Raw genomic sequence first — 22,283 nt, 5'->3', positions numbered from 1 at the left:
TATCTTTTCCGATTAAAGTGGCACCTTAGATGCCACTTTTTTTATTTTCGTCAAGCAAGGAAAAAGCAGATGAAAAAACTGTCCCTATTCATTGCGGCGCTGCTGGTGATGGTTATCGCGGCAGTGGTCGCGTTAGTGGTTTTCGTCAATCCGAATCAATTTAAACCTCTGATCATTGAGCAAACCCGACAACAAACGGGCCTTGAGTTAGTCATTGAAGGCGATATCAGCTGGCAGTTCTTTCCAGCGATTGGTTTCGAACTTGGTAAAACCGAGTTAAGAAATCCTGACGGATTTACTCAAAATAACCTATTTAAGGTCGATCGTGTTGGGATTGATATCGCGGTCATGCCACTTTTTCGTCATCAACTGCATATTGGTAATGTTCGCCTTGAAGGAGCCGAATTTTATCTAGAAACGTTGTCGGATGGTCGTTCTAACTTAGATAGCTTGACTCAAGCACAAAACCAAAAACCATCCACACAGGTGGAGGAGGTGTTGACCGACTCAGCATCTAGCCAGCCAGAAGAGACAACCGCCGATCAAGCTTGGACTTTGAGCCTTGCTGGCGTGACTGTTAGTCAGGCACGATTAGAAATACTTGATCAGCAAACGGGCACACACAGTACCTTATATGACGTTGATCTTACGGTGTCAGAATTTGCCGCCGATCGTTGGACCAGCGTGGATTTTTCGGCCAAAGGAAGTGCGAACCAACAACGGTTTAGTGTACGCGGGAAAGCGGAGATAAAACTTTCTGCAGACTTTAAACAGTATGCTCTACGCAATATTACGCTTAATAGTACGTTCGAAGACCCATCAGTACAGATAGACGCTTTACAACTTAAGCTCGCGACTTTTGAATTTGATCAAGACAATGCGATGACTTTTGCTGTGAAAGGTAACGCAGCCGACATGGCATTTGACGTTAGCGGCCAAGCGCAGTTGCAGGTTGATGCGGCGATCAGTACCGTTTCGTTGGATAAGTTACTTCTGAATTCGACATTACAAGGTGCGGCTTTACCACAATCACCGCTGCAGGTAGAAATGGCGTCTCGTATCGTGTTTGATGTGACCAACAGTACGCTGGATGTAGTGTTAGATAGGTTGATGGCCAACGCAATAGCGTTATCTGGACAAGCGAACATTCATTTGGCGGATATACCTAAAATCCGTTTTCAATTGCATAGCCCTGTGATTGATCTCGATGAATTTTTAGGGCTCGATCAAGCGGCGTCAAACTCTGCTGCCCAGCCATCGGTGAATGCACCCACTTCGCCACCGGTAGAGGTTGAACCAGATTTATCGGCTTTACAAGACTTAGATGTGGTTGGAGAAATAACCATTGATCGGTTTAAAGCAGGCAATGCCAAGCTTGAGCGTGTACATACTCGTTTTGCTGTTAACCGAGGTGTGATCGATCTTAATACGCTAACGGCTGAGCTTTATCAGGGTAAGATCCAAGCGAGCGCCAAGGTTGATGCACGAAAAACACCAGCAACCTATCATGTTAAGAAAACCATTACAGGCGTTCAAGTTCAGCCATTGTTGATTGATGTGGCGGACAATGACTTACTACAGGGAACGGGTAACATTACGGTAGATGTACAAGGTCGTAGCCTAACCACAAGCGGTATTCAGAAAAACTTGCAGGGAACGGTCACAATTAACTTCGCTGATGGTGCTGTCAATGGCATTAATATCGCTCAGTTAATTCGCACCAATCATGCGCGTTTGAGAGGGCAAACGTTAGACGAATCTGAGGCAGTGAAGCAAACTGACTTTAGTGCGCTGACGGCGACGCTGCAACTGAATAAGGGTGAAGTGTCGACCAATAATTTAGCGATGCAATCGCCGTTATTACGAATTCGTGGTCAAGGTAAAGCCAATTACTTAAACGAAACGGTTGATTTTGTGGTTCGCACATCCATTGTTGGGACGCTGAAAGGGCAAGGTGGTAAAGATATCGACGAGTTGCGAGACGTGACTATCCCGATTCATATTTCTGGCCAATGGACTGAACCGAGATACCGATTAGTGTTTGATGATCTGCTTAAGCAAAGAGCGCAACAGGAGATTGACCGCGGTATTGAGAAGCTCGGTGATAAAGTGAAAGGTGAAGAAGCGAAACAAGCGGTGGAGGCCTTGAGAGGGTTATTGCGACGCTAAGCGTAGTAACCTTGAGTTAAAGGCTCATTGATGTCTAAAAAAGCTGGATAACTCCAGCTTTTTTATTGGGCGATCCACGACTACCAATCGACGCCTTTTAGGGCTTTGACGCCTGAATCAAAAGCATGTTTGATGTTTTTGACTTCAGAGACGGTATCTGCGAGTTCGATAAGTGTTCGATGAGCACCACGTCCCGTGATGATCACGGATTGCATAGGGGGGCGTTGTTGTAACGCTTCAACCACTTCATCAAGATCAAGATAGCCATAGCTCACCATATAGGTCAGCTCGTCAAACAGTAAGACATCTAAGGATTCATCGTTAAGCATGCGTCGACACTCTTGCCATACTTGTTGAGCGGCTTCGGTATCGGTTTGTTTATTTTGCGTATCCCAGGTAAAGCCTGTCGCCATGACTTGAAACTCGACACCGAGTTTTTCAAGTAAATTACGTTCCCCATTTTCCCACGTGCCTTTGATAAATTGTGCAACAGCACACTGTTTACCGTGGCCGACGGCGCGTGCAATGGTGCCAAAGCCTGATGTGCTTTTGCCTTTACCATTGCCAGTGATCACCAGCAATAAGCCTTTTTCTTGCTGAGCATTGGCAATACGCGCATCAACTTGTTCTTTTACTTTTTGTTGGCGTTGTTGATGACGCTGTTGCTTGATGTTTTCACTAGACATTATGTTGAGCTCTTTTTTAGAAAAATAATGAACCACATCATAGCGTAAGTCTTTTATCGCTTTCTACCGAAAGCATTCATCCTGTTCGTTACTGTGATAGTGGCTAATACAAAGAATTTTGAAATCGCTAGATGCTTTTGTAATTAACAAATTCATCGTTTTCATAAATAGTTGAGGAATTATAGAGTTTAAGAAGATTTTTTAAAATCAGTGGCAGAACGGGCTGCGGAGCACTATGGTAAAAAAGTAACAACAAAAACGATTCAATGAACTCCTTTGCTTGCCAATCAAAGACTGAGGTATTTGCCTCAGTCTTCTTCTTTGTGTTACTACCGTGTTGTTAGAGGAAGGTTTCTTCAACCTGGTTGATGTTTAGAAAGTGTAGCTGGCTTGCACACCGACTAACCATACGTGTCCAGTCACTTCTCCAGCAAACGCGCCACCAATCGCTGCGGCTTGGTTATCTGAACCATCACGAGGCTCATACAGCGAAGCTTTTTTAGCAAAAATATAGGTAAAACCAGCATCAAGGGTCAGTTGTTTCGTGGCTCGATAGCCCGCACCAATACTTAACCAAGTACGATCGGTTTCTGGAATGGTCGCTGTACGATATTTTGTACTTACCGCGGATAAGTCGTAGGCAATACCTGCACGTAGGGTCAAATCTTGATCCCAAGCGTAGCTGGTCCCTAATGCAAAACGGTAGTTATCTTTCCAGTTTTCTAACTTAATCAAGTCATTAGGAGTGCCATCATGAAAGTTAGCCACCAATTGATCAAAGCTGCTCCAATCCGTCCAGTTAATACTACTGTGCAATACCCATTGTTCGGTTAATTGGTGAAAGCTGGCTAGCTCTGCCGTTGCTGGTAAAGTTACAGCGAGTTGCCCCGGTTTATGTTTCCCATATGGCAGACCTTCAGCATGACCATCAAAGTCCATCACGACTTGTGATTTATAGGTAAAAGCCACTCGATGATTTGGGTTGATTTGCCAAGCGGTACCAGCCTGCCAGCCCCAACTGGTATTGTCCCCTTCCATATATTTTAAAATAGTTCCTTGAGGTGCCTTTATTGGATTTGTTCCATCCATTCCAACGATATTTTTTTCCGGCACACTGGCCCCAAAATGACCTTCACCGATCACATAGCGTACACCAGCCCCGACACTGATTGTATCGGTCAGTTGATAGCCGAGGTTAACGTTCGCTTCGGCGGTGATGATTTTCGCCTGATCGCCAAAGTGGCTGGCAGCAAAGTTAGGTAGCTCGGTTTCCATGCCATAATTGGTGCCGATAGCTAAACCTAAAAAGGTTCGTTCATTCAATTGATGAGAGAAATAAGCATTCGGCACGATAGCGTCATGGGCGAAGTCTTTTGCTGTCGCGGTGGTTTGTCCAAGATTTGGGTGGGTTACTGTGCCATTGACATCAATGTTAGGGTTAACGTAAATCGCCCCGGCAGAAAATTGCGTGCCGGGCAGGTAGGTTAACATTGCAGGGTTACGCCATTGAGATCCTGCGTTATCTGCCATGGCGGCTTCACCCGCGTACGCTCGACCAAGGCCTGTTGCTGAGTATTCAGCTAGTTGAAACCCTGCAGCTTGAGCGTAGGTTGGTAGTCCCATCAAGCCGAACGCAACGGCTATCGATAACGTTTTTTGATTATTGTTCATGGTTATGTTCGCTGAAATGGTTAGTCAATAGTGGCGAAAAGTGTAAAGAGAGCGAGTTGCCTTAACAAATAAAAACAATAAATTATCAATATTTAGAGTTTTATATCGTTTTTATATTATTAACTTTCCTATTAATCTAGCTGGTGTTCTGGTGAGGTAAAAGTTCAGCGAACAGATGTAGGATGTAATTGCCCCTTTTAAGCACAGTTGTAAGCTTAAAAGAGTGCCTGTGAGGTGAATAAATAAAAAAGGGCTGATGATTCAGCCCATTAAGATACGTATTTGAATTAAACCAAACTTAGAAACTACGGCTGTATTGTAAGCCGACTAAGATTGCATCCGCTTTGGTGGTACCAGAAATGGAGGATAAATACTCAACACCTGCCATTGCGCCAGCATTAGGGTTTCCGAAGTTTGGATTTTCTGTTTTTTCATTGACTTTTACATCTTTACCCATCAAATAAGTAAAACCAAAGTCGAAATTAGATTTGTCATCAATCTGGTAAGTAAAGCCCGCTGATAACCATTGACGATCGGAATCCGGTACTGAAATTGAGGTGATTTTATCTTGCGCGCTAGTGTCGTACATATAGCCAGCACGCAGTGTCCAGTCGCGGTTTAAGAAGTAAGTACCGCCAATAGAGTAGTGCCAACCATCTTGCCATTCGTAGGCTTTAGGTGCTCGATTATTAAATTCTAGTTTATCAAAAGCACTCCAACCAATGTATTGCACACTATAGTGAATTGCAAAGGCGGTATTGTCTATACGGTGGTAACCAGAAAACTCGGCCATATCTGGGAGTGGTAATTTGACTTCTTTATCGCCATCTTTAGCGGTAATGGTTGGACTATAACGATAAGAAAGACCAAAGCGGTTATTCTCATCCAATTCATAAACGGTACCGATATTAAAGCCAACCCCAAAACCATCAGCTTTGTCGATGTCTAAAACCTTGTTTCCACCAAGGGCACTGCTTAGTGAGCGTTTCAATGTACCTTGACCATAAATCAGATCCAGCCCCGCACCGACACTCCATTGATCGTTGATACGGTAAGAACCTGATACCCCAAAGTTTGCACTGAGAATTTCTGTTTCACCGCCATATTCACCACCAGCGTAGTTGGAGCCAAAATCGGTACGAGTACCAAAGTTAGAGTAGGCGTTTACCCCCCAAGCGAATTGCTCGTTGACTGGGACAATCAAATGGATGTTAGGGGCAATAGAAGTTCCGCCTGCATCATCATAATTAGCACTACTAGATTGCTCTAATCCTGTTCCTGGTAGTGATTTATACGTAGCATTTTTAACTTTAATGTCAGTCATGATGGCTTCAAAACCGAGTGAGAGCTCCATTTTATCAAAGAGAGCCATCGCGGCAGGGTTACGTGACATCACGGCGGCGTTATCGGCAATCACGGCATCACCGGCAAACGCACGGCCAAGGCCCGTTGCCGATTGGGCGTTGAGCTGAAAGCCCGCCGCCATAGCTTGTTGAGTAGCAAGAGAGATGGTCACAGCAAGTAGTGACTTTTTAAACAGACGCGTCTTGTTCATGGTGCTTTTTCCTTGTTATATCGCCTCTAATGGGCGTTGTGTTGAGCAAAAGCTCAGTGGCTGGCTGATACTAGTCGCAAGTATAGGAGATAGAAATCCGACCATTGTCTAAGACGCTATTAAATCTTTAAAATTGCTAGCAAATTGGCATTAAAATGTAACCAAAAAGTTAAAAATAGAGTCTTGGCTCTATTAAAGAGGCGCTTTTCTGACCGTTGTTACCAGCCGAGAATCGGGTGGATATCAGATAAGATTGATCTAGGACAATTTTTCGCAGGTATTGGTGGTTTAAACCCGCATAAACTTGATCTAATGCAAACTATGCTTTGTTTAAGTCGCTATATTACCTCTTGTCATCTCGTTAGCTCTAGTGGCTAACATGTTGAGCAAGATGACACTTCCTTTTGAAGGCTGACTTTACTTTCTCCTAATCAGGAAACTGATTATTTCAATTGGCTTAGGTTAATTGTTTTGTATTACATTCCAACCACACAGTTTTGTGTGGTTTTTTTTTTTGCCTGCTTTCGCTGCCGCAATCACGTTTATTTAAACAGTTGTTTGATTGATGTAACAATTTGATTACAATGATTTCCAGGTCAGACCTCTTATTCTAAGGAGAAATAATGGGCAAGCAGGAAGTCAGAACACGCTCAGGAGAGCGTGTCGCTATTGTTGCAGGTATTCGTACCCCTTTTGCACGTCAAAGTACGGAGTTTGCACAAGTACCCGCGATAGATTTAGGTAAAATGGTGGTCAATGAACTGCTCACACGAACAGAGATCGATCCAAAGCTCATCGAGCAATTGGTTTTTGGTCAGGTCGTGCAAATGCCAGAAGCCCCCAATATCGCTCGGGAAATTGTACTCGGTACGGGGATGAATATTCATACGGACGCTTACAGTGTGACTCGTGCCTGTGCAACCAGTTTTCAATCCGCGGTTAACGTCGCTGAAAGCATTATGGCTGGTACTATTGATATTGGTATCGCTGGTGGCGCGGATTCCTCTTCTGTTTTACCGATTGGTGTCTCTAAAAAACTGGCAGCGAGCTTATTAGCGCTCAGTAAAACGAAAACACTCAGTCAAAAATTCAACGTATTAAAGTCATTATCAGTTAAAGACTTAATGCCAGTTCCGCCTGCCGTTGCCGAATATTCTACAGGGTTATCGATGGGACAGACTGCCGAACAAATGGCGAAGTCGCACGGTATCTCACGCGCTGATCAAGATGCCTTAGCGCATCGTTCTCATACCTTGGCTGCCCAAGCATGGAATGAAGGCAAGATAGCCGGTGAGGTGATGACCGCTTTCCCTGAGCCGTATAAGAAGTGGCTCGATAAAGACAATAATGTGCGTTTTGATTCTACTTTAGAGGGTTACGCTAAGCTGCGTCCTGCGTTTGATCGCCAATATGGCAGTGTGACTGCGGCTAACAGTACGCCGCTCACTGATGGTGCGGCAGCTATTCTGTTGATGCGCGAAGGGCGAGCTAAAGAGTTGGGTTTAGATATTCTTGGCTACATTCGTTCTTATGCTTTTTCGGCGATAGGCGTTGAAAAAGATATGTTGATGGGGCCTTCTTTCGCGACGCCATTAGCGCTAGAGCGAGCCGGGATCGAGCTGAAAGATTTAACATTAATCGATATGCACGAAGCGTTTGCGGCGCAGACCTTAGCCAATGTGAAAATGTTCGCTAGCGATAGTTTTGCTCAGCAATACTTGGGCCGCAGTAAAGCGATTGGTGAAATTGATATGGATAAATTCAATGTGCTTGGTGGTTCGATTGCTTATGGTCACCCTTTTGCGGCGACGGGAGCGCGAATGATCACGCAAACCTTGCGTGAATTACAACGTCGTGGTGGTGGGCTAGCATTGAATACCGCTTGTGCCGCTGGTGGCTTAGGTGCGGCAATGATTTTGGAGGTTGAATAATGAGCGAGGCAAAAGCATTTCACTTGACGATTGATGAGCAGCATATTGCTTGGCTCGCGATTGATGTTCCCGGTGAAAAAATGAACACTCTTCAGGCCGCATTTGCCGATGAGATGTTAGCGGTATTTAACCAGCTTAATGAGCAGAAAAAACAGCTTAAAGGCCTAGTGATCCATTCGTTAAAGCCGGATAACTTTATTGCCGGCGCGGATGTTCGAATGTTGGATGCCTGTACCTCTGCTCAAGAAGCACAGGCTTTAGCCACACGTGGGCAGCAGATGTTCCAACAGCTAGAAGATTTACCATTCCCTGTTGTGGCTGCGATTCATGGGCCTTGCTTAGGCGGCGGATTAGAGCTGGCACTGGCGTGTGATTATCGTGTGTGTACGGATGATGATAAAACACGTTTAGGTTTACCTGAGGTGATGTTAGGTTTACTGCCCGGATCGGGAGGCACGCAGCGTTTACCTCGTTTGATAGGTCTACTTCCTTCGTTAGATTTAATTTTGACTGGTAAACAACTGCGCGCTAAAAAGGCTTATAAACTAGGCGTTGTTGATGCTTGCGTTCCTCAGAGTGTCTTATTAGAGGTGGCGTTACGTTTTGTCGGTGACAATAGTAAGAAACGTCGCCACGCTAAACCATCTTTAAAAGAAAAACTGCTTGCCAATACGGGCCTTGGTCGCAAAATTATTTTTGACCAAGCGAGCAAGAAAACCGAACAGAAAACGCGCGGTAATTATCCTGCTGCTAAGGCCATTTTAGAAGTCATTGAGCATGGGCTGAATAAAGGATTGAAAGCAGGTTTGGAGCAAGAAGCGAAGCGCTTTGGTGAGTTGGTGATGACCAATGAATCTAAAGCATTACGTTCGATATTTTTTGCTACCACGGAAATGAAAAAAGAACACGGTAGTGATGCTGAACCTAAGCCTGTTAAACACGTTAGTGTGTTAGGTGGCGGCTTAATGGGCGCGGGGATCAGTCACGTTAGCGTGGCTAAAGCAAAACTGCCAGTGAGAATAAAAGACGTATCTAACGACGGCATTCTTAATGCTTTAAGTTATAACTATGGTTTATTTGAAAAGCAGCGTAAACGCAAAATCATCAGTAAAGCACAACTGCAAAACAGTATGATGCAGCTTGCTGGTGGCACTGACTTTAGAGGTTTTCAACAAACAGACGTGGTGATCGAGGCGGTTTTTGAAGATTTGGCGCTCAAGCAGCAGATGGTAGCGGATGTCGAGCAACACGCTCAACCCAGTACCATTTTTGCAACTAATACTTCGTCATTACCGATTGCGCAGATTGCCGAAAAGGCCACTCGGCCAGAAAACATCGTTGGTCTACATTATTTTAGTCCGGTTGAGAAGATGCCATTAGTGGAAGTGATCCCACATAGTACGACGTCACCTGAAACGATAGCGACCGTCGTGGCGTTAGCGAAAAAACAGGGTAAAACCCCGATCGTAGTCAAAGATCGCGCTGGTTTTTATGTTAACCGTATTCTAGCACCTTATATGAATGAAGCGGCTAATGTACTGATGGCTGGCGAAACGATAGAAAAAATCGATAAAGCGTTACTGAACTTTGGTTTCCCCGTTGGGCCAATTACGTTATTGGATGAAGTAGGGATCGATGTTGGCTCAAAGATTATGCCTATTTTGGTCAATGAGCTTGGACCGCGTTTTAAGGGACCGGACGTATTTGAGGTTTTATTAAACGATAATCGTAAAGGACGAAAAACAGGTAAAGGCTTCTACAGTTACAAAAAAGGCAGTAAGAAAAAAGAGGTCGATAAGTCAGTTTACAAATTGTTGAATCTAACTCCAGAATCAAAGTGGGATGAGCAAGAGATAGCCATGCGTTGTGTGTTACCCATGCTTAATGAGGCCGTTCGTTGTTTGGATGAGGGGATCATCCACTCTCCACGTGACGGCGATATTGGGGCGATTTTTGGGATTGGTTTTCCTCCTTTCCTTGGTGGCCCTTTCCGCTATATGGATCAAATTGGTTTGGATAAACTGATTGAGCAGATGAAGCAACACGCTCAAAAATATGGCGACCATTTCGCACCGTGTGATGCGTTAATCACTCGAGCGAGTGTAGGTGAGCGTTTCTACTCATAAGCGATGCTCGATTAACAACTGAAAAAAGAGGAGAGTGGTCAATCGCCCCTCTCCTCTTTATTTTTCTAACCATCGATCAGTGGATGTGATAAGCAATCACAAAATCAATAAACAAACGGACCTTTTCTGGTAGATGGTCTTTATGGTTGTACAGCATATAAATATCTCGTGGATTCGCACTCCAATCAGGTAACACACGTACCAAACTACCGTCCGCAAGAAATTCTTTTAACATCACATCAGGCATTAAAGTAATGCCTAATCCATCCGAACAAGCGCTACGCACCACATTGAGGGTACTGGCTTGAAATCTTCCCACATCGTTATTGATGCACGTTTCCCCTTTATCATTACATAATTGCCATTTGAGTAATGGATCCCCCTTGAGTAATGAATATTGACTGAGTTGCTCAGCGTGAGTGGGAGTGGGATGTTTAGCTAGATAGAGAGGGCTGGCGACTAAAATATCTTTAACTTCACTGATCTTTCTGGCGATTAAACTGGAATCACGTTGTGGCCCGACTCGGAAAATAACATCCCATTCGGTAGGGTCGAGCTGCACGGCATGGTTACTGGTCGTTAATTCAAGATTAATATCTGGATACTGATGCATAAAGGCATTAAACATTGGCATCATCATCCGCTTGGTTAAGTTCTCTGGTGCGGAAAGTCGAATCGTTCCTGATGCCCCCCGGCATTCATCGGTGATCGCTTCTGCCATGCTGGCTAAACGCTGCAGTAACGGTGAACAATCTCTGAAAAAACGCTCACCAGCCTCAGTTAAAGTCAGCTTTCGAGCGTGCCGATTGAGCAATCTTAGGTTTAAAGAATCTTCCAAAGCTTGAATGCGTCGGGTAATCGTCGCAACCGGTATCATGGTTTTACGGGAGGTCGCGGTATAGCTGCCGTGTTCAACAACCAGTCGAAAAAGGTTTAAGTCATCTAATTTCATTGTTCCTGACACATTATTTTACCGTTTTGGTTAATTTATACGGATATCAGCCAGTAAGGCTTGAGTCATATCAACTTGTAGAACGATTTGTCGGGTCGCTCTATTTTTTCGCCTGCTTAATGATAGATTGATTAGCGTTATGGTAACTAATTTTGTAAATTATCGTATTTATGCATGGTATCTGGCTGGTTATTTTTACCAGTAAAATCTCGTAAATCATACATATAGTATGTGATGCAGATAAAAAGTGGAATATTTGTATAAATGTCGTTTAAAGACTATTTTTAATGAGCAAGTACACGATGTTATTCGTAGGGTTTGATAGAAGAGAAATCAGGTAACGTCGGTGAATTCTGGCTAATCAATCAGATGGCTTAAATGAGTGCTAGATAGCCTGAGCATGGATAGAGATTGATGAGCTAATCATACGAATCGTGGGCACATAGTGGAGTAGGTGCTATGTATAAAGATTATATTAAAGCTAGGGATCTATCTGCTGATAATGCTGGCCAAGAGAAGCTGATCATGCTGGTTGATGATGATCCTATCTTCAGGCGAGTCACCAGTGGTTATTTGGCTGCCAAAGGATATAAAGTCGTTGAAGCTAAAGATGGTTTAGATGGCTTGAAAAAACTACGTTCAAACGAGCCAGACCTATTACTTTGTGATCTCTCTATGCCGGTACTCAATGGTATTGAGTTTGTTGAAGAAGTGAGTTTGGAGTATCCGTCGTTGCCTATGATTGTCGTGTCAGCCACGGGAGAAATGTCGGATGTTGCTAAGGTACTTCGCTATGGAATCAAAGACTTTTTACCCAAACCGATTGGTAATCATGAAAATCTAAGTTGTGCGATTGAAAATACATTAGAAGATGCGATGCATCACCTTAATGATCAACGTGATTTTTCGAGTCAGTGGTTTCGAGTTGATGGGGGTGGTGAGCTTCCTGAAGAGCAGGAATTGCATTGGCATCTTGAGCATTTACGAGAAAACCCCAATACGGCGAGAGAGCTATTACAAGCACTCTTACCTGATAATGATACTTCACAAGGTGCTTGGAAGTGCAGCTATCGATTGTTACAGTCGACAGAAGCCATGCCATTAGTCTTTGATTACGCTTGGTTAATCAATGGGCAGTTTGCATTTTATATCGTTGATTCGTCGAGCGATCAGCAGTTAGGTGTCGCGAGTACGTTATTGATCCGTGCCTTATTTAATGACTATTTGCGTAACTTGCGTAGTTTTAGCGCTGATTTAAAAGATCTGGCCGAAATTTTTGAGCGAGGTATCGAGTGTTCTGACGGTGGGGTACCCGTTTGTGCTTTGTTTGGTATTGCTGATTTAACCGATAAGACCTTGTCTATTTTACCCGCAGGTTTAGGATGCCATTGGTCTAATGGTTACCTCTCTCAGTCAATTGCTCCCGGCGTAAAATTAGGGGATAATTGCTTAAAGAACTTCATTACCAAAGACTTACCAATCCAAAGTGCTTGCCAAGTATCGATCAGTTGCCTTGGTTCCAGTAGTTTTACATTAGATATTTATCAAGGTAATAAGAGTTAACCGCTTTTACCGATGGTATATTCACTCAATGTTCAGCGAGGCCCATCATCAATATTCGTCATGTTTTACTCAATGTTGTTGGTGGTCTTAGCGTAGCACTTGGCCTTCTAGGTGTGGTATTGCCCCTGTTACCAACGACGCCATTTCTGTTGTTGGCCAGTGCTTGTTTTGCGCGTAGTAGTCCGAGGTTTCACTCATGGTTACATCGGCATGCTACACTAGGGCCAATTTTACTTAATTGGCAACAGAACCGCGCCGTTTCTAAGCGAGTAAAATGGCGAGGCGCCCTGTGTATGGTCGCAAGTTTTGCTTTGTCTATTTCTATCGTTCCCTTGATGTGGTTAAAAATAATGCTCTTGGGGCTGTTAGTGATACTACTCAGTTGGTTTCTTCGTTTACCAACGTATGAGTTGGTTGCTAACCAACAAGAAAATCACTAGCATTATGGGGAAGTGTGCCCGCTCTTCGAGTGGGCTTTTGCTTTTTAATCGACGTGCAGTTTGATTTGTGCGTATAAATTTTAATTCTTGGCCATGATGATGATCACCATGCTCAATCAATCGAAGTTAATGTAGCTATGACAACCGAAACACTTACTCTTATCAAATCTAGCATCAAAACCATTGCCGACTATCCAAAGCCAGGGATTTTATTTCGTGATGTCACCAGCTTGTTGGAAGACGCCGTTGCTTATCAAGCCACCATTCGTTTGTTAGTTGAAAAATATCAAGCCATGGGTTTTAACAAAGTGGTGGGTACTGAAGCGCGCGGATTTTTGTTTGGAGCGCCATTGGCTTTAGAGCTTGGAGTCGGTTTTGTTCCTGTTCGTAAACCAGGAAAGCTGCCGCGTAAAACGCTCGCCCAATCGTACGATTTAGAATATGGCACGGACACGTTAGAAATTCACGTCGATACTATCAAACCAGGCGACAAAGTGTTAGTGGTCGACGATTTACTGGCTACTGGTGGCACGATTGAGGCGACAACACAGCTTATTCGTCAATTAGGGGGTGTTGTTCAACACGCTGCATTTGTGATTAACCTGCCGGAAATTGGTGGCGATAAACGTCTTGAAGCTTTAGGGTTAGAGGTCTATAGCATTTGTGAGTTTGACGGTCACTAAATATCCATAACGGAAGGTTTCATGAGTTATCTTGCTTTAGCACGAAAATGGCGTCCTAACACATTTAAAGCGGTGGTAGGGCAAGCTCACGTATTAACCGCTTTAGAAAATGCACTGACGCAGAATCGTTTGCATCATGCGTATTTATTTAGTGGTACTCGTGGCGTGGGGAAAACCACGATTGGGCGTTTATTTGCCAAGGGCTTAAACTGTGAAACAGGCATCACAGCTAACCCGTGTGGCCAATGTGCGACCTGCAAAGAGATCGATCAGGGGCGTTTTGTCGATTTATTAGAAATTGACGCCGCATCGCGCACCAAAGTTGAAGATACTCGTGATCTGCTTGATAACGTTCAATACAAGCCGGCGCGCGGACGCTTTAAAGTCTACTTGATTGATGAAGTTCATATGTTATCTCGGCATAGCTTTAATGCTTTGCTGAAGACGTTAGAAGAGCCACCAGAATACGTCAAATTTTTGCTGGCGACGACGGATCCACAGAAATTACCGGTTACGATTCTATCACGCTGCCTACAATTTCATCTTAAGCCGATCAGCGTTGAGAATATCCAACAACAACTTCAACATATCTTGCAAGCCGAAGACGTGCACAGTGATAGTAAGTCACTCGCCATGATCGCGCATGCCGCTGATGGCAGTATGCGCGATGCGTTAAGTTTGACCGATCAAGCTATTGCGCTTGGTAACGGTGTTATCGAACATGATATTGTTTCGCATATGCTCGGTACACTGGATACTGATCAAGCATTGCATTTATTACAAGCGATCAGCAGTCAGCAGCCACAGGTCATGATGGCGTGTATTGAACAGTTAGCCAGTAATGGGGTTGAATGGGATGGATTGCTCCAGCAATTAGCAACACAATTGCATCGTATTGCTATGTGTCAAGCCTTGCCCAGTAGCGTGGATAAGGCTCAACCTGATGCCGATTCTATTTACCATTTAGCGAAAATTTTAGCTCCACAAGAAGTACAACTCTATTATCAAATTGTACTAAAAGGTCGGGCGGATCTTCCATTAGCTCCAACGGCGCGAATTGGTATCGAAATGGTTGCATTGCGTATGATGGCGTTTCGACCGACATCGGTTACGGTGAGTCATAGCTTAGCCATGCCAGCCGCTGAGCCGGTTTCTGATAACCCAGCACAGCGTTCGGGTGCTCAAATGCAGGGGCCAGTGACGGCACTGGCAACATCACCTCAACCCGAGGTAGAGCATGGTCAACCCGCGATAAAAGAGCCAGAACCGCCAGTTGTTCAGCCAGAGACGCGAGCACAAGAACAAGCGGTGGTTGTACCGCCTGTCGCCGGGTTACGTCATCAGTTGCGCTCTCAGCGGCAAGGGCTGACTCCGAAAAGTACGCCAGTAAAAAAGCATGATGCGGTATCTGCAAAGCCGGCTTCGATTTTAGATCGCGTAGCACAGCGAGCCCAATCGACGTCCACGCCGATACCGCCGAATGAGTCTTCGATATTTAATCAAGAACCAACCGAGCAAGACCAAACTTATCAATGGCGGCCGTCAACCCGTTCGCTAGAGGAGGCAACTCAAGCGACACCTAATGAATTGACGCCCACGCAAATCAAGCGAGCGTTAGAACACGAAAAAACAGCAGAGATGATCGAAAAACTGATCATTGAAGCTGCGGAACTGGATCCATGGGCTAAGTTGATTACTCAGCTACAGACGGCTAAGTTAGTAGAACAACTTGCTTTGAATTCAACTTTTAATAAGCAGGGAAACCAGATTGAGCTGACGCTTCGTCCTTCTCATGCTCACTTAAATACCGAGAAAGCTCAGAGTGAACTTTTACAAGCTCTTAATGACCAATTACAAGAAGAGTGTCATTTAAGTGTTCATATCGGTGAATCCGGTGAAACACCGCTTGAGCTGAGAGAGCGTCTCTATCAAGCAAAGCTCACTCAGGCGCTAGAAAGCTTAAAACAAGATGCTAACGTACAATTTATTGAGCGCCGTTTTCATGCTCAACTTGATCATGATAGTGTGCGACCAGTTTAACCATCGGGGTTGAGATTTTCTATTTTCATCCCCATCTATCGTAGAATAATTTAAGCAGACCAGAGAGATAATCTATGTTTGGTAAAGGCGGTATGGGCAACTTAATGAAGCAAGCCCAGCAAATGCAAGATCGTATGCAAAAGCTACAAGAAGAAATCGCAAGTATGGAAGTGGTCGGTGAATCGGGCGCTGGATTAGTAAAAGTGACCATCACTGGTAGCCATAGCGTACGTCGCGTTGAGATTGATCAAAGCTTAATGGAAGACGACAAAGAGATGTTGGAAGATTTGATCGCGGCAGCGTTTAACGATGCCGCTCGTCGTGTAGAAGAAACACAAAAAGATAAAATGGCCGCTGTCACTGGGGGTATGCAATTACCACCAGGTATGAAGATACCATTCTAATCAATAAGTAGGTTAGTAATGCGAACCAGTCATATGCTGGAGCATTTGATGGAGGCCTTACGTTGTTTACCTGGGGTTGGCCCCAAGTCAGCGCAACGTATGGCCTTTCATTTGTTACAGCGAGATAGAAAAGGTGGCTTACAGTTAGCAGAAGCGCTGAATCAGGCCATGGTTGAAGTGGGGCATTGTGCCGAGTGTCGAACGTTCACTGAACAAGAAGTATGCGATATTTGCCGTAATCCGAAACGACAAGAAAATGGTCAACTTTGCGTGGTTGAAAGTCCAGCAGACATTGCAGCATTAGAAGCTACAGGGCAATTCTCAGGCCGCTATTTTGTACTGATGGGGCATCTATCACCGTTAGATGGTATTGGTCCCAGTGATATCGGTCTTGATATGTTGGATTTTCGACTGCAAAAAGGTGGTATTTCAGAAGTCATTCTTGCTACCAACCCTACGGTAGAAGGAGAAGTGACGGCACATTATATTGCAGAGTTGTGCCATGAGCATCAGGTCAGTGCCAGTCGTATTGCACACGGTGTCCCTGTTGGTGGAGAATTAGAATTGGTCGATGGAACAACATTGTCTCATTCTCTGCTGGGAAGACAGAAATTTAATACTACCTTTTAGTTCCCACCACCTACCTTTAAGAACCTCGAAACAGACTGATTAGCTTTGTTTTGAGGTTTTTATCTTTTCACTCTTTTCTTTGTTATTATTCAGGTTAGTTGCTCTAGCTCGATCAGATTTTGTAATGCTTGTTGATTGCTGTCACCGCAAACGACAGGGCAAGGTTTGAATTGGTGGCACACGGTTGGCCTTTCTGGTTTACCAAATAGCTGGCACAGATTATCCTCATTCAGTTGGATGCAACGTACTCCAGCAGGTTTACCATTAGGCATGCCGGGAATAGCCGAAGAAATACTGGGGGCAATACAACATCAAGCACAACCGAGACGACAGTTCATTTTTTACCTTTTGGTGATTACCCATTTAATGCGGGCGCCGATCCTAGCAGATCTTTTCGTTCTCGGCAGCGAAATTATCACGTTGTTATCTTGCAGTTTATCAATGGGGAAGGTATAACACCCGGCTGAAATCGTAACTAGGCAGTAAACATCATGAGCATCCCATTTTGGCAACGTAAATCTTTAGAACAAATGACCGAAGCAGAGTGGGAATCACTATGTGATGGATGTGGTAAATGCTGCTTACATAAGCTGATGGATGAAGATAGCGACGAGGTATACTACACCAATGTCGCTTGCAGCTGGCTCAATAGCGATACTTGTTCATGCAAAGACTATCCTAATCGTTTCCAATCGGGTGAAGAATGTTTAAAGCTCACACGTGATAAGATAGCGGAATTTCATTGGTTACCCGATACCTGTGCTTATCGGTTACTGGCCGATAAGCAACCGTTACCCCAATGGCATCCTTTGATCACTGGGTCAAAAGTAGCGATGCATGCAGCAGGGCAAAGTGTGCGTAATCAAGTTGTTTATGAAATCGATGTTATTGACTGGGAAGATCACATTATAAACCATCCTAACAGAAACTAGCGGTATCAAGAGTTTTCAATCTCTTATCTATTAATCGCTGTTTTGCCCCCCCCCCCATTTTTAACGGCGGTTAATTTTTTAGATAGGCTACACTGGCGGCTAATACACCAAATCGAAATAGATTGAGAGCTGCTATTAATTATCATTGATATATTTTAACTATGCACTTGATTGGCCATTGTCGATGTATTGTTATTAGTTTTACCATTTTAATGGTTAATGAATTATTTGTCCTAGTCTGGATTAGTTATTTCCTATAGGCATCAATGATATAAAAATTCATAGCAAAATTAATATATTTTACTTTTTATGTATTTTTAATGTATTCATAATTTGTATTTTTTATTTTTAATAAAAAATATTTATTGTCTCATGCTTTATTTTTTATTGAATATTAATCATATTTACATTGACCTTTTTTAACTAACCCTCCTATAATCCGCGCCGTTCAGTTAATGAACAGACTGTGTAATTACAGCATCTCGTTAGGCGAGGCTCCTGTACAAACATAGGCCACTGATCTCACGACATCCAGAGATGCCCAAGATCAGGACAGTTTTCATCGGATTAAGGTGTTAACCCAAGTGGCTTTCGCGTTTGCGAATACGTTGTATAGTGCTGAAGCTGGGACTCGGGGATGAATTATCCTACTATTTCCTTTCGCTCGTCAAATAACGGCTGTTTTCTTACATCATAGATCAATCAATTCAGGATATTCCTGAGTCACATGAGGTTAATGTGATGAATGCAAATGTAATGAAAAACACCCACTCAATTATTGAGACCGCACAAGTTAAACAACTTAATGAATTTTCTAAAAAATTAATTCAGCCACGCTATCGTGATAAATGGGTTGATAAACTTGTAAAACTCTCAGATTCAGAAATAAAAATTGTATTAGAATCATTATCTAGTCATGAAGTTTCTGAATTATTTAGTACGATTTCTGCCAATGTCACAGGAGAATTATTACTGTGTGTTGAGCCACAACAACTGAAAGAAATATTACCTTTGGTTTCGCCAAAATTTATTGAGAATGCAATGCGTACGCTCGATGAACAAGAGCGTGAGGTTGTGCTTGAAGCGATGCCATTAGAGGATTTAAAGTATTATCGTGAAGCATTATTTTGGCCAGATGAGTCAGTGGGTCGACATATGCGTTCAGATGTCATCACGTTACAAATTACTCAAACGGTAGAGCAAGCCAAGCAAACACTTTATGAAGCTTGGGATATGCCAAACTTATTACACAACATGTACGTTGTGAATGAACAAGGGGCATTATTGGGAGAAATTAGTCCTAAAGCATTGTTGGTTGCTTCATCAGAACAGTCATTAATGACGATGGTTGAACAAAATAAGCTCGTGATTGATGCGATGGTTGATCAAGAGAATGCTGCCCGTTTGCTTCTTGAACATAATGTTCCAGTACTTCCTGTCGTTTATGAAGGAAAATTAGTGGGTTTTTTCTATCTAGAAGATGCTGCTGCGATTTTGGAAAAGGAAACGACAGAAGATGCTGAAATGCAAGGCGGTACTATTCCTCTTGATGGTAGCTATTTAGACACTACACCTTGGGAGTTATGGAAAAAGCGTATTGTATGGTTATTAGTACTTTTTGTTGCTGAAGCTTATACCGGAACGGTGCTGCGAGCGTTTGAAGAACAACTTGAGGCGGCAATTGCATTGGCCTTTTTTATTCCACTATTAATCGGTACTGGTGGTAATAGTGGAACGCAAATTACTACAACTATTATTCGCGCAATGGCGGTTGGTGAAGTTAGTTTACGTAATTTAGGCACAGTATTACGGAAAGAATTATCCACAGGCACTTTAATTGCCGCAGCAATGGCGGTTGCCGCTTGGATCCGTGCTTGGTCACTTGGTGTCGGTTTTGAAATAGGTTTAGTCGTCACGCTAACTATTCTAGCAATTGTACTATGGAGTGCTTTAGTTTCTTCAATTATTCCAATGGTATTACGTCGATTGAATATTGATCCTGCTGTTGTGTCTGCCCCTTTTATTGCAACTTTAGTGGATGGAACGGGTTTGATTATCTATTTTGAAATCGCCAAGTTAACATTGCCCCAGTTAGCCTAACTATTATACCCCTATCATTTAGTAAAAAATATGATAGGGGTATAATATTTTAAATTTTTATCATTAATTTACTATATTAATAATCTAATGGTTTGAATATGAAAATTATTGTTCAATAAATAATTAAAAGTTAGTTTCTGCATGATTTAAATATGTCGAGTTCTGGCTGATAGACGTCGGTATTAACATCCATAATTCCTAGTAGAGAATGAAATATATTATCATGAGAGTAAATTCCGGTTTTTTTTGCTGATTGTTGAAGACAATCATAGTTAATATTCTTGATTTTTTGAAAACTGGGAGACATCCATACCATTAGTGGTACTTTAGTTTGGTATTCAGGAGCAAAACGATAAGGCATTCCATGTAAGAACACCCCATTTTCGCCTAGTGATTCACCATGGTCAGAAACATAGATTAATGCAGTATGATAGCTTTTTTGTAATGCTTTAAGTTTATCAATGGTTTGTCTTAAAACATAGTCGGTGTACAAAATTGTATTATCATAGGAATTGACGATTTGTTCTACTGAACAGTTTTCAATATCAGCGCGTGGGCAGTCAGGAATAAATGCTGCTTTGTCATTGGGATAGCGTTGAAAATAAGTTGGTCCATGACTTCCAATGAGATGTAATGCAATGAATCGATTACCCTGCATGTTTTCTACATTTTGCTCAAAGTTTTCTAAAAGTGCCATGTCGTAGCAGGTTTTACCATTACAGAGTTGGTTTTTTTGCGTTCTATCAATGGTTATAATATCAATATTTTTAGCTACCTCTTTATCGCCACCATCATTTTCTTTCCATAATAATGAGATGCCTGCACGCTTTAGAATATCGAGAGCATTATCTTGGTTATCCGCTTTTTGACGATCAAAATTGGTGCGTGTCATTGAAGAGAATAAACAAGGAACAGATACTGCGGTCGCAGTACCGCATGAACTAACATCTTGGAATGAAACGATAGGAAGTTCATCGGTATAGGCATTGGTTTTTCGTGGATAGCCATTTAATTGATAGTTTTGTGATCGCGCCGTTTCACCCATGATGAAAACAACAAGAGTCGGTTTAGTCTCTGCACTTTTTATAGCCTGAGCAGATTGTTGCGCATCTTGACCAATTTCTTGATACGGTAGGGGGGTAATAAAGTAATTATTATTTAAATACTTTACTGTACTATAAATAAAGTGTGTCGGAATAATAATTTTATTAAGATAGGAATTATTTCGACCCACAGAAACATAATCTTGATAATAAAATATAGCGATAAGAGAAATAATACAAAGTGAAACTAATAAACTGATTAGTTTCTTTATTATCAGATTGAAAAATGAACCACCAAGCGTTAAAGAAGTTTTTGCAATAAAAATAGCTGGTATTACGCCAATAATTAGTGTCCATAAGATAGAGTAACCACTAAGATAAGATCCTGCTTCACTGCTATCTGTTTCTATAATATTGGCGATCATCGTTGTGTCAAATATGGTGCCGTAATTGTATCCTGCATAACTGACTAGCGATGACAGTAATAATAGAATGATGAAAAAAGGTTTACTCAACCAAGGCCAACTAAACAATTGAAAGAGAAAATTTAAAACTGCAAAGAAAAACAGTGGAATAGAAATAATAAAACTTATTTTAACGCTTTCAAGATTACTAATGATCGAAAATAACGATTTATAAACCGGAAGATTAATTATCGTTGCAAAGTAAAAGGCAATCAATAAAGTAAAGGTATGGTACGAGATGTGTTTTTTAAGCAGAGACTTGATATTATTCATGATTATTTCACTAGAATAGAGAGCCAAACGAAACCGGCTAGTAATAAACTGATAAAGACGGCTGCAGAACCAATATCTTTGGCTCGTCCGCTTAATTCATGCCACTCATCACCAATACGATCAACGACAGCTTCAATCGCTGAATTTATCAGCTCAACTGTCAGTACCAGAAGTAAGCTAGAAATAAGTAAGATTCGTTCAATATTTGAAACAGACATGAAGAAAGTGCTCATTATCAATACAACACAGGCGAGTAGCTCTTGACGAAAAGCGGCTTCATAAAGCCATGCAGCTTTTAGCCCCTTTATCGAATAACCCATCGCGTCTATGAGACGTGAGAGGCCAGTTTTTCCAGGTTTCACAATAGTAGCCTATATAAAGTTAACTCATTAAGGGTAAAGTGTTTTTGACAAGCCTTAAGACAGCTCTAATGCCGCTCAAGTCTTGTGAATTGATGAGAAAAGTTGAAATGATTCACAAATTATTATTTCTTTGTCACTTGTTTTATCAGTAATGGAATCTACAGGTTTTTATGAGAAGACACCGTCTGAATGCGTCATCGTTTGTATGGATATGTATGAAAAGTAGGTTTTTTAGTCGAATCGTTACTTTATTTTTGAG

General features: G+C 42.5%; 18 protein-coding genes and 1 riboswitch. Of the genes, 11 read left to right on the top strand and 7 right to left on the bottom strand.

Annotated elements, in window-relative coordinates; genetic code table 11:
- Positions 1-69: 69 nt before the first annotated feature.
- Positions 70-2,169 carry an AsmA family protein gene (locus BSR11_RS07425; protein ID WP_072669794.1) on the top strand — a complete coding sequence of 700 codons (2,100 nt, stop codon included), beginning with the start codon at positions 70-72 and terminating at the stop codon, positions 2,167-2,169.
- Positions 2,170-2,249: 80 nt separating this feature from the next.
- Here BSR11_RS07425 and cobO read toward each other — a convergent pair whose 3' ends face one another.
- The 3 genes from cobO to BSR11_RS07410 all read right to left on the bottom strand — a co-directional run bounded on the left by cobO (position 2,250) and on the right by BSR11_RS07410 (position 6,081).
- The gene (gene cobO / locus BSR11_RS07420) at positions 2,250-2,855 is read right to left on the bottom strand and encodes a cob(I)yrinic acid a,c-diamide adenosyltransferase (protein ID WP_004394889.1); all 606 of its coding nucleotides are present in this window, start codon (positions 2,853-2,855) and stop codon (positions 2,250-2,252) included.
- Between the two features lie 372 nt (positions 2,856-3,227).
- A complete protein-coding gene (locus BSR11_RS07415) occupies positions 3,228-4,526 on the bottom strand; it encodes an outer membrane protein transport protein (protein ID WP_072669793.1) in 1,299 nt (432 codons plus the stop codon).
- Between the two features lie 298 nt (positions 4,527-4,824).
- Positions 4,825-6,081: an outer membrane protein transport protein gene (locus BSR11_RS07410; RefSeq protein ID WP_072669792.1), complete on the bottom strand. Its 1,257-nt coding sequence runs from the start codon at positions 6,079-6,081 to the stop codon at positions 4,825-4,827.
- A 623-nt stretch (positions 6,082-6,704) separates the two neighbouring features.
- Between BSR11_RS07410 and fadI the strand changes: the two genes are divergently transcribed.
- Together fadI and fadJ are read left to right on the top strand one after the other, a co-directional pair.
- The gene (fadI, locus tag BSR11_RS07405) at positions 6,705-8,012 is read left to right on the top strand and encodes an acetyl-CoA C-acyltransferase FadI (protein ID WP_072669791.1); all 1,308 of its coding nucleotides are present in this window, start codon (positions 6,705-6,707) and stop codon (positions 8,010-8,012) included.
- On the top strand, positions 8,012-10,138 hold the full coding sequence (fadJ, locus tag BSR11_RS07400; RefSeq protein WP_072669790.1) for a fatty acid oxidation complex subunit alpha FadJ: 2,127 nt from the start codon (positions 8,012-8,014) through the stop codon (positions 10,136-10,138). The genes fadI and fadJ overlap by 1 nt, the downstream gene beginning before the upstream one ends.
- 76 nt (positions 10,139-10,214) lie before the next feature.
- Here fadJ and BSR11_RS07395 read toward each other — a convergent pair whose 3' ends face one another.
- Positions 10,215-11,090, bottom strand: a complete 876-nt coding sequence (locus tag BSR11_RS07395) for a LysR family transcriptional regulator (RefSeq protein ID WP_004394894.1) — start codon at positions 11,088-11,090, stop codon at positions 10,215-10,217.
- A 459-nt stretch (positions 11,091-11,549) separates the two neighbouring features.
- Here BSR11_RS07395 and BSR11_RS07390 point away from each other — a divergent pair, with 459 nt between their 5' ends.
- From BSR11_RS07390 to recR, 6 genes are all read left to right on the top strand, one after another.
- Positions 11,550-12,653, top strand: coding sequence for a response regulator (locus BSR11_RS07390; protein WP_072669789.1), 1,104 nt, complete (start codon positions 11,550-11,552; stop codon positions 12,651-12,653).
- Positions 12,654-12,697: 44 nt separating this feature from the next.
- Positions 12,698-13,093 carry a YbaN family protein gene (locus tag BSR11_RS07385; RefSeq protein ID WP_072669788.1) on the top strand — a complete coding sequence of 132 codons (396 nt, stop codon included), beginning with the start codon at positions 12,698-12,700 and terminating at the stop codon, positions 13,091-13,093.
- 137 nt (positions 13,094-13,230) lie between these two features.
- Positions 13,231-13,776: an adenine phosphoribosyltransferase gene (gene apt, locus BSR11_RS07380; protein WP_072669787.1), complete on the top strand. Its 546-nt coding sequence runs from the start codon at positions 13,231-13,233 to the stop codon at positions 13,774-13,776.
- A gap of 21 nt (positions 13,777-13,797) precedes the next feature.
- Entirely contained in the window at positions 13,798-15,816 is a 2,019-nt protein-coding gene (gene dnaX / locus BSR11_RS07375; protein WP_072669786.1) for a DNA polymerase III subunit gamma/tau, read from the top strand.
- Between the two features lie 74 nt (positions 15,817-15,890).
- On the top strand, positions 15,891-16,220 hold the full coding sequence (locus tag BSR11_RS07370) for a YbaB/EbfC family nucleoid-associated protein (protein ID WP_072669785.1): 330 nt from the start codon (positions 15,891-15,893) through the stop codon (positions 16,218-16,220).
- An 18-nt stretch (positions 16,221-16,238) separates the two neighbouring features.
- A complete protein-coding gene (recR, locus tag BSR11_RS07365) occupies positions 16,239-16,850 on the top strand; it encodes a recombination mediator RecR (protein ID WP_072669784.1) in 612 nt (203 codons plus the stop codon).
- 89 nt (positions 16,851-16,939) lie between these two features.
- On the opposite strand, the gene BSR11_RS07360 is transcribed toward recR, so the two are convergent.
- Positions 16,940-17,155 (bottom strand): YkgJ family cysteine cluster protein, encoded by a 216-nt coding sequence (locus tag BSR11_RS07360; RefSeq protein WP_240004057.1) that lies wholly within the window; start codon positions 17,153-17,155, stop codon positions 16,940-16,942.
- A 186-nt stretch (positions 17,156-17,341) separates the two neighbouring features.
- Between BSR11_RS07360 and BSR11_RS07355 the strand changes: the two genes are divergently transcribed.
- Both BSR11_RS07355 and mgtE read left to right on the top strand, forming a co-directional pair.
- Complete coding sequence (locus BSR11_RS07355) at positions 17,342-17,782, top strand: YcgN family cysteine cluster protein (protein ID WP_072669783.1); 441 nt, start codon at positions 17,342-17,344, stop codon at positions 17,780-17,782.
- 474 nt (positions 17,783-18,256) lie between these two features.
- Positions 18,257-18,426: riboswitch (M-box (ykoK) riboswitch) on the top strand.
- Between the two features lie 112 nt (positions 18,427-18,538).
- On the top strand, positions 18,539-19,882 hold the full coding sequence (mgtE, locus tag BSR11_RS07350) for a magnesium transporter (RefSeq protein ID WP_072670058.1): 1,344 nt from the start codon (positions 18,539-18,541) through the stop codon (positions 19,880-19,882).
- 130 nt (positions 19,883-20,012) lie between these two features.
- Here the strand turns inward: mgtE and BSR11_RS07345 are convergent, their stop codons facing one another.
- The gene (locus tag BSR11_RS07345) at positions 20,013-21,662 is read right to left on the bottom strand and encodes a phosphoethanolamine transferase (protein ID WP_072669782.1); all 1,650 of its coding nucleotides are present in this window, start codon (positions 21,660-21,662) and stop codon (positions 20,013-20,015) included.
- A 2-nt stretch (positions 21,663-21,664) separates the two neighbouring features.
- A complete protein-coding gene (locus tag BSR11_RS07340) occupies positions 21,665-22,024 on the bottom strand; it encodes a diacylglycerol kinase (protein ID WP_072669781.1) in 360 nt (119 codons plus the stop codon).
- Positions 22,025-22,283 lie beyond the last annotated feature (259 nt).

This window comes from Vibrio injensis, assembly GCF_001895205.1.
Taxonomy (GTDB): Bacteria; Pseudomonadota; Gammaproteobacteria; order Enterobacterales; family Vibrionaceae; genus Vibrio; species Vibrio injensis.
The sequence above is the reverse complement of the archived record's forward strand: the minus strand, read 5'-3'. Positions and strand labels throughout refer to the sequence as shown.

Bases quoted from the DNA above. Each gene is read 5' to 3' on its own strand.
- BSR11_RS07425 (WP_072669794.1), top strand. From the start codon at position 70: ATGAAAAAACTGTCCCTATTCATTGCGGCGCTGCTGGTGATGGTTATC.
- cobO (WP_004394889.1), bottom strand. From the start codon at position 2,855: ATGTCTAGTGAAAACATCAAGCAACAGCGTCATCAACAACGCCAACAA.
- BSR11_RS07415 (WP_072669793.1), bottom strand. From the start codon at position 4,526: ATGAACAATAATCAAAAAACGTTATCGATAGCCGTTGCGTTCGGCTTG.
- BSR11_RS07410 (WP_072669792.1), bottom strand. From the start codon at position 6,081: ATGAACAAGACGCGTCTGTTTAAAAAGTCACTACTTGCTGTGACCATC.
- fadI (WP_072669791.1), top strand. From the start codon at position 6,705: ATGGGCAAGCAGGAAGTCAGAACACGCTCAGGAGAGCGTGTCGCTATT.
- fadJ (WP_072669790.1), top strand. From the start codon at position 8,012: ATGAGCGAGGCAAAAGCATTTCACTTGACGATTGATGAGCAGCATATT.
- BSR11_RS07395 (WP_004394894.1), bottom strand. From the start codon at position 11,090: ATGAAATTAGATGACTTAAACCTTTTTCGACTGGTTGTTGAACACGGC.
- BSR11_RS07390 (WP_072669789.1), top strand. From the start codon at position 11,550: ATGTATAAAGATTATATTAAAGCTAGGGATCTATCTGCTGATAATGCT.
- apt (WP_072669787.1), top strand. From the start codon at position 13,231: ATGACAACCGAAACACTTACTCTTATCAAATCTAGCATCAAAACCATT.
- dnaX (WP_072669786.1), top strand. From the start codon at position 13,798: ATGAGTTATCTTGCTTTAGCACGAAAATGGCGTCCTAACACATTTAAA.
- BSR11_RS07370 (WP_072669785.1), top strand. From the start codon at position 15,891: ATGTTTGGTAAAGGCGGTATGGGCAACTTAATGAAGCAAGCCCAGCAA.
- recR (WP_072669784.1), top strand. From the start codon at position 16,239: ATGCGAACCAGTCATATGCTGGAGCATTTGATGGAGGCCTTACGTTGT.
- BSR11_RS07355 (WP_072669783.1), top strand. From the start codon at position 17,342: ATGAGCATCCCATTTTGGCAACGTAAATCTTTAGAACAAATGACCGAA.
- mgtE (WP_072670058.1), top strand. From the start codon at position 18,539: ATGAAAAACACCCACTCAATTATTGAGACCGCACAAGTTAAACAACTT.
- BSR11_RS07345 (WP_072669782.1), bottom strand. From the start codon at position 21,662: ATGAATAATATCAAGTCTCTGCTTAAAAAACACATCTCGTACCATACC.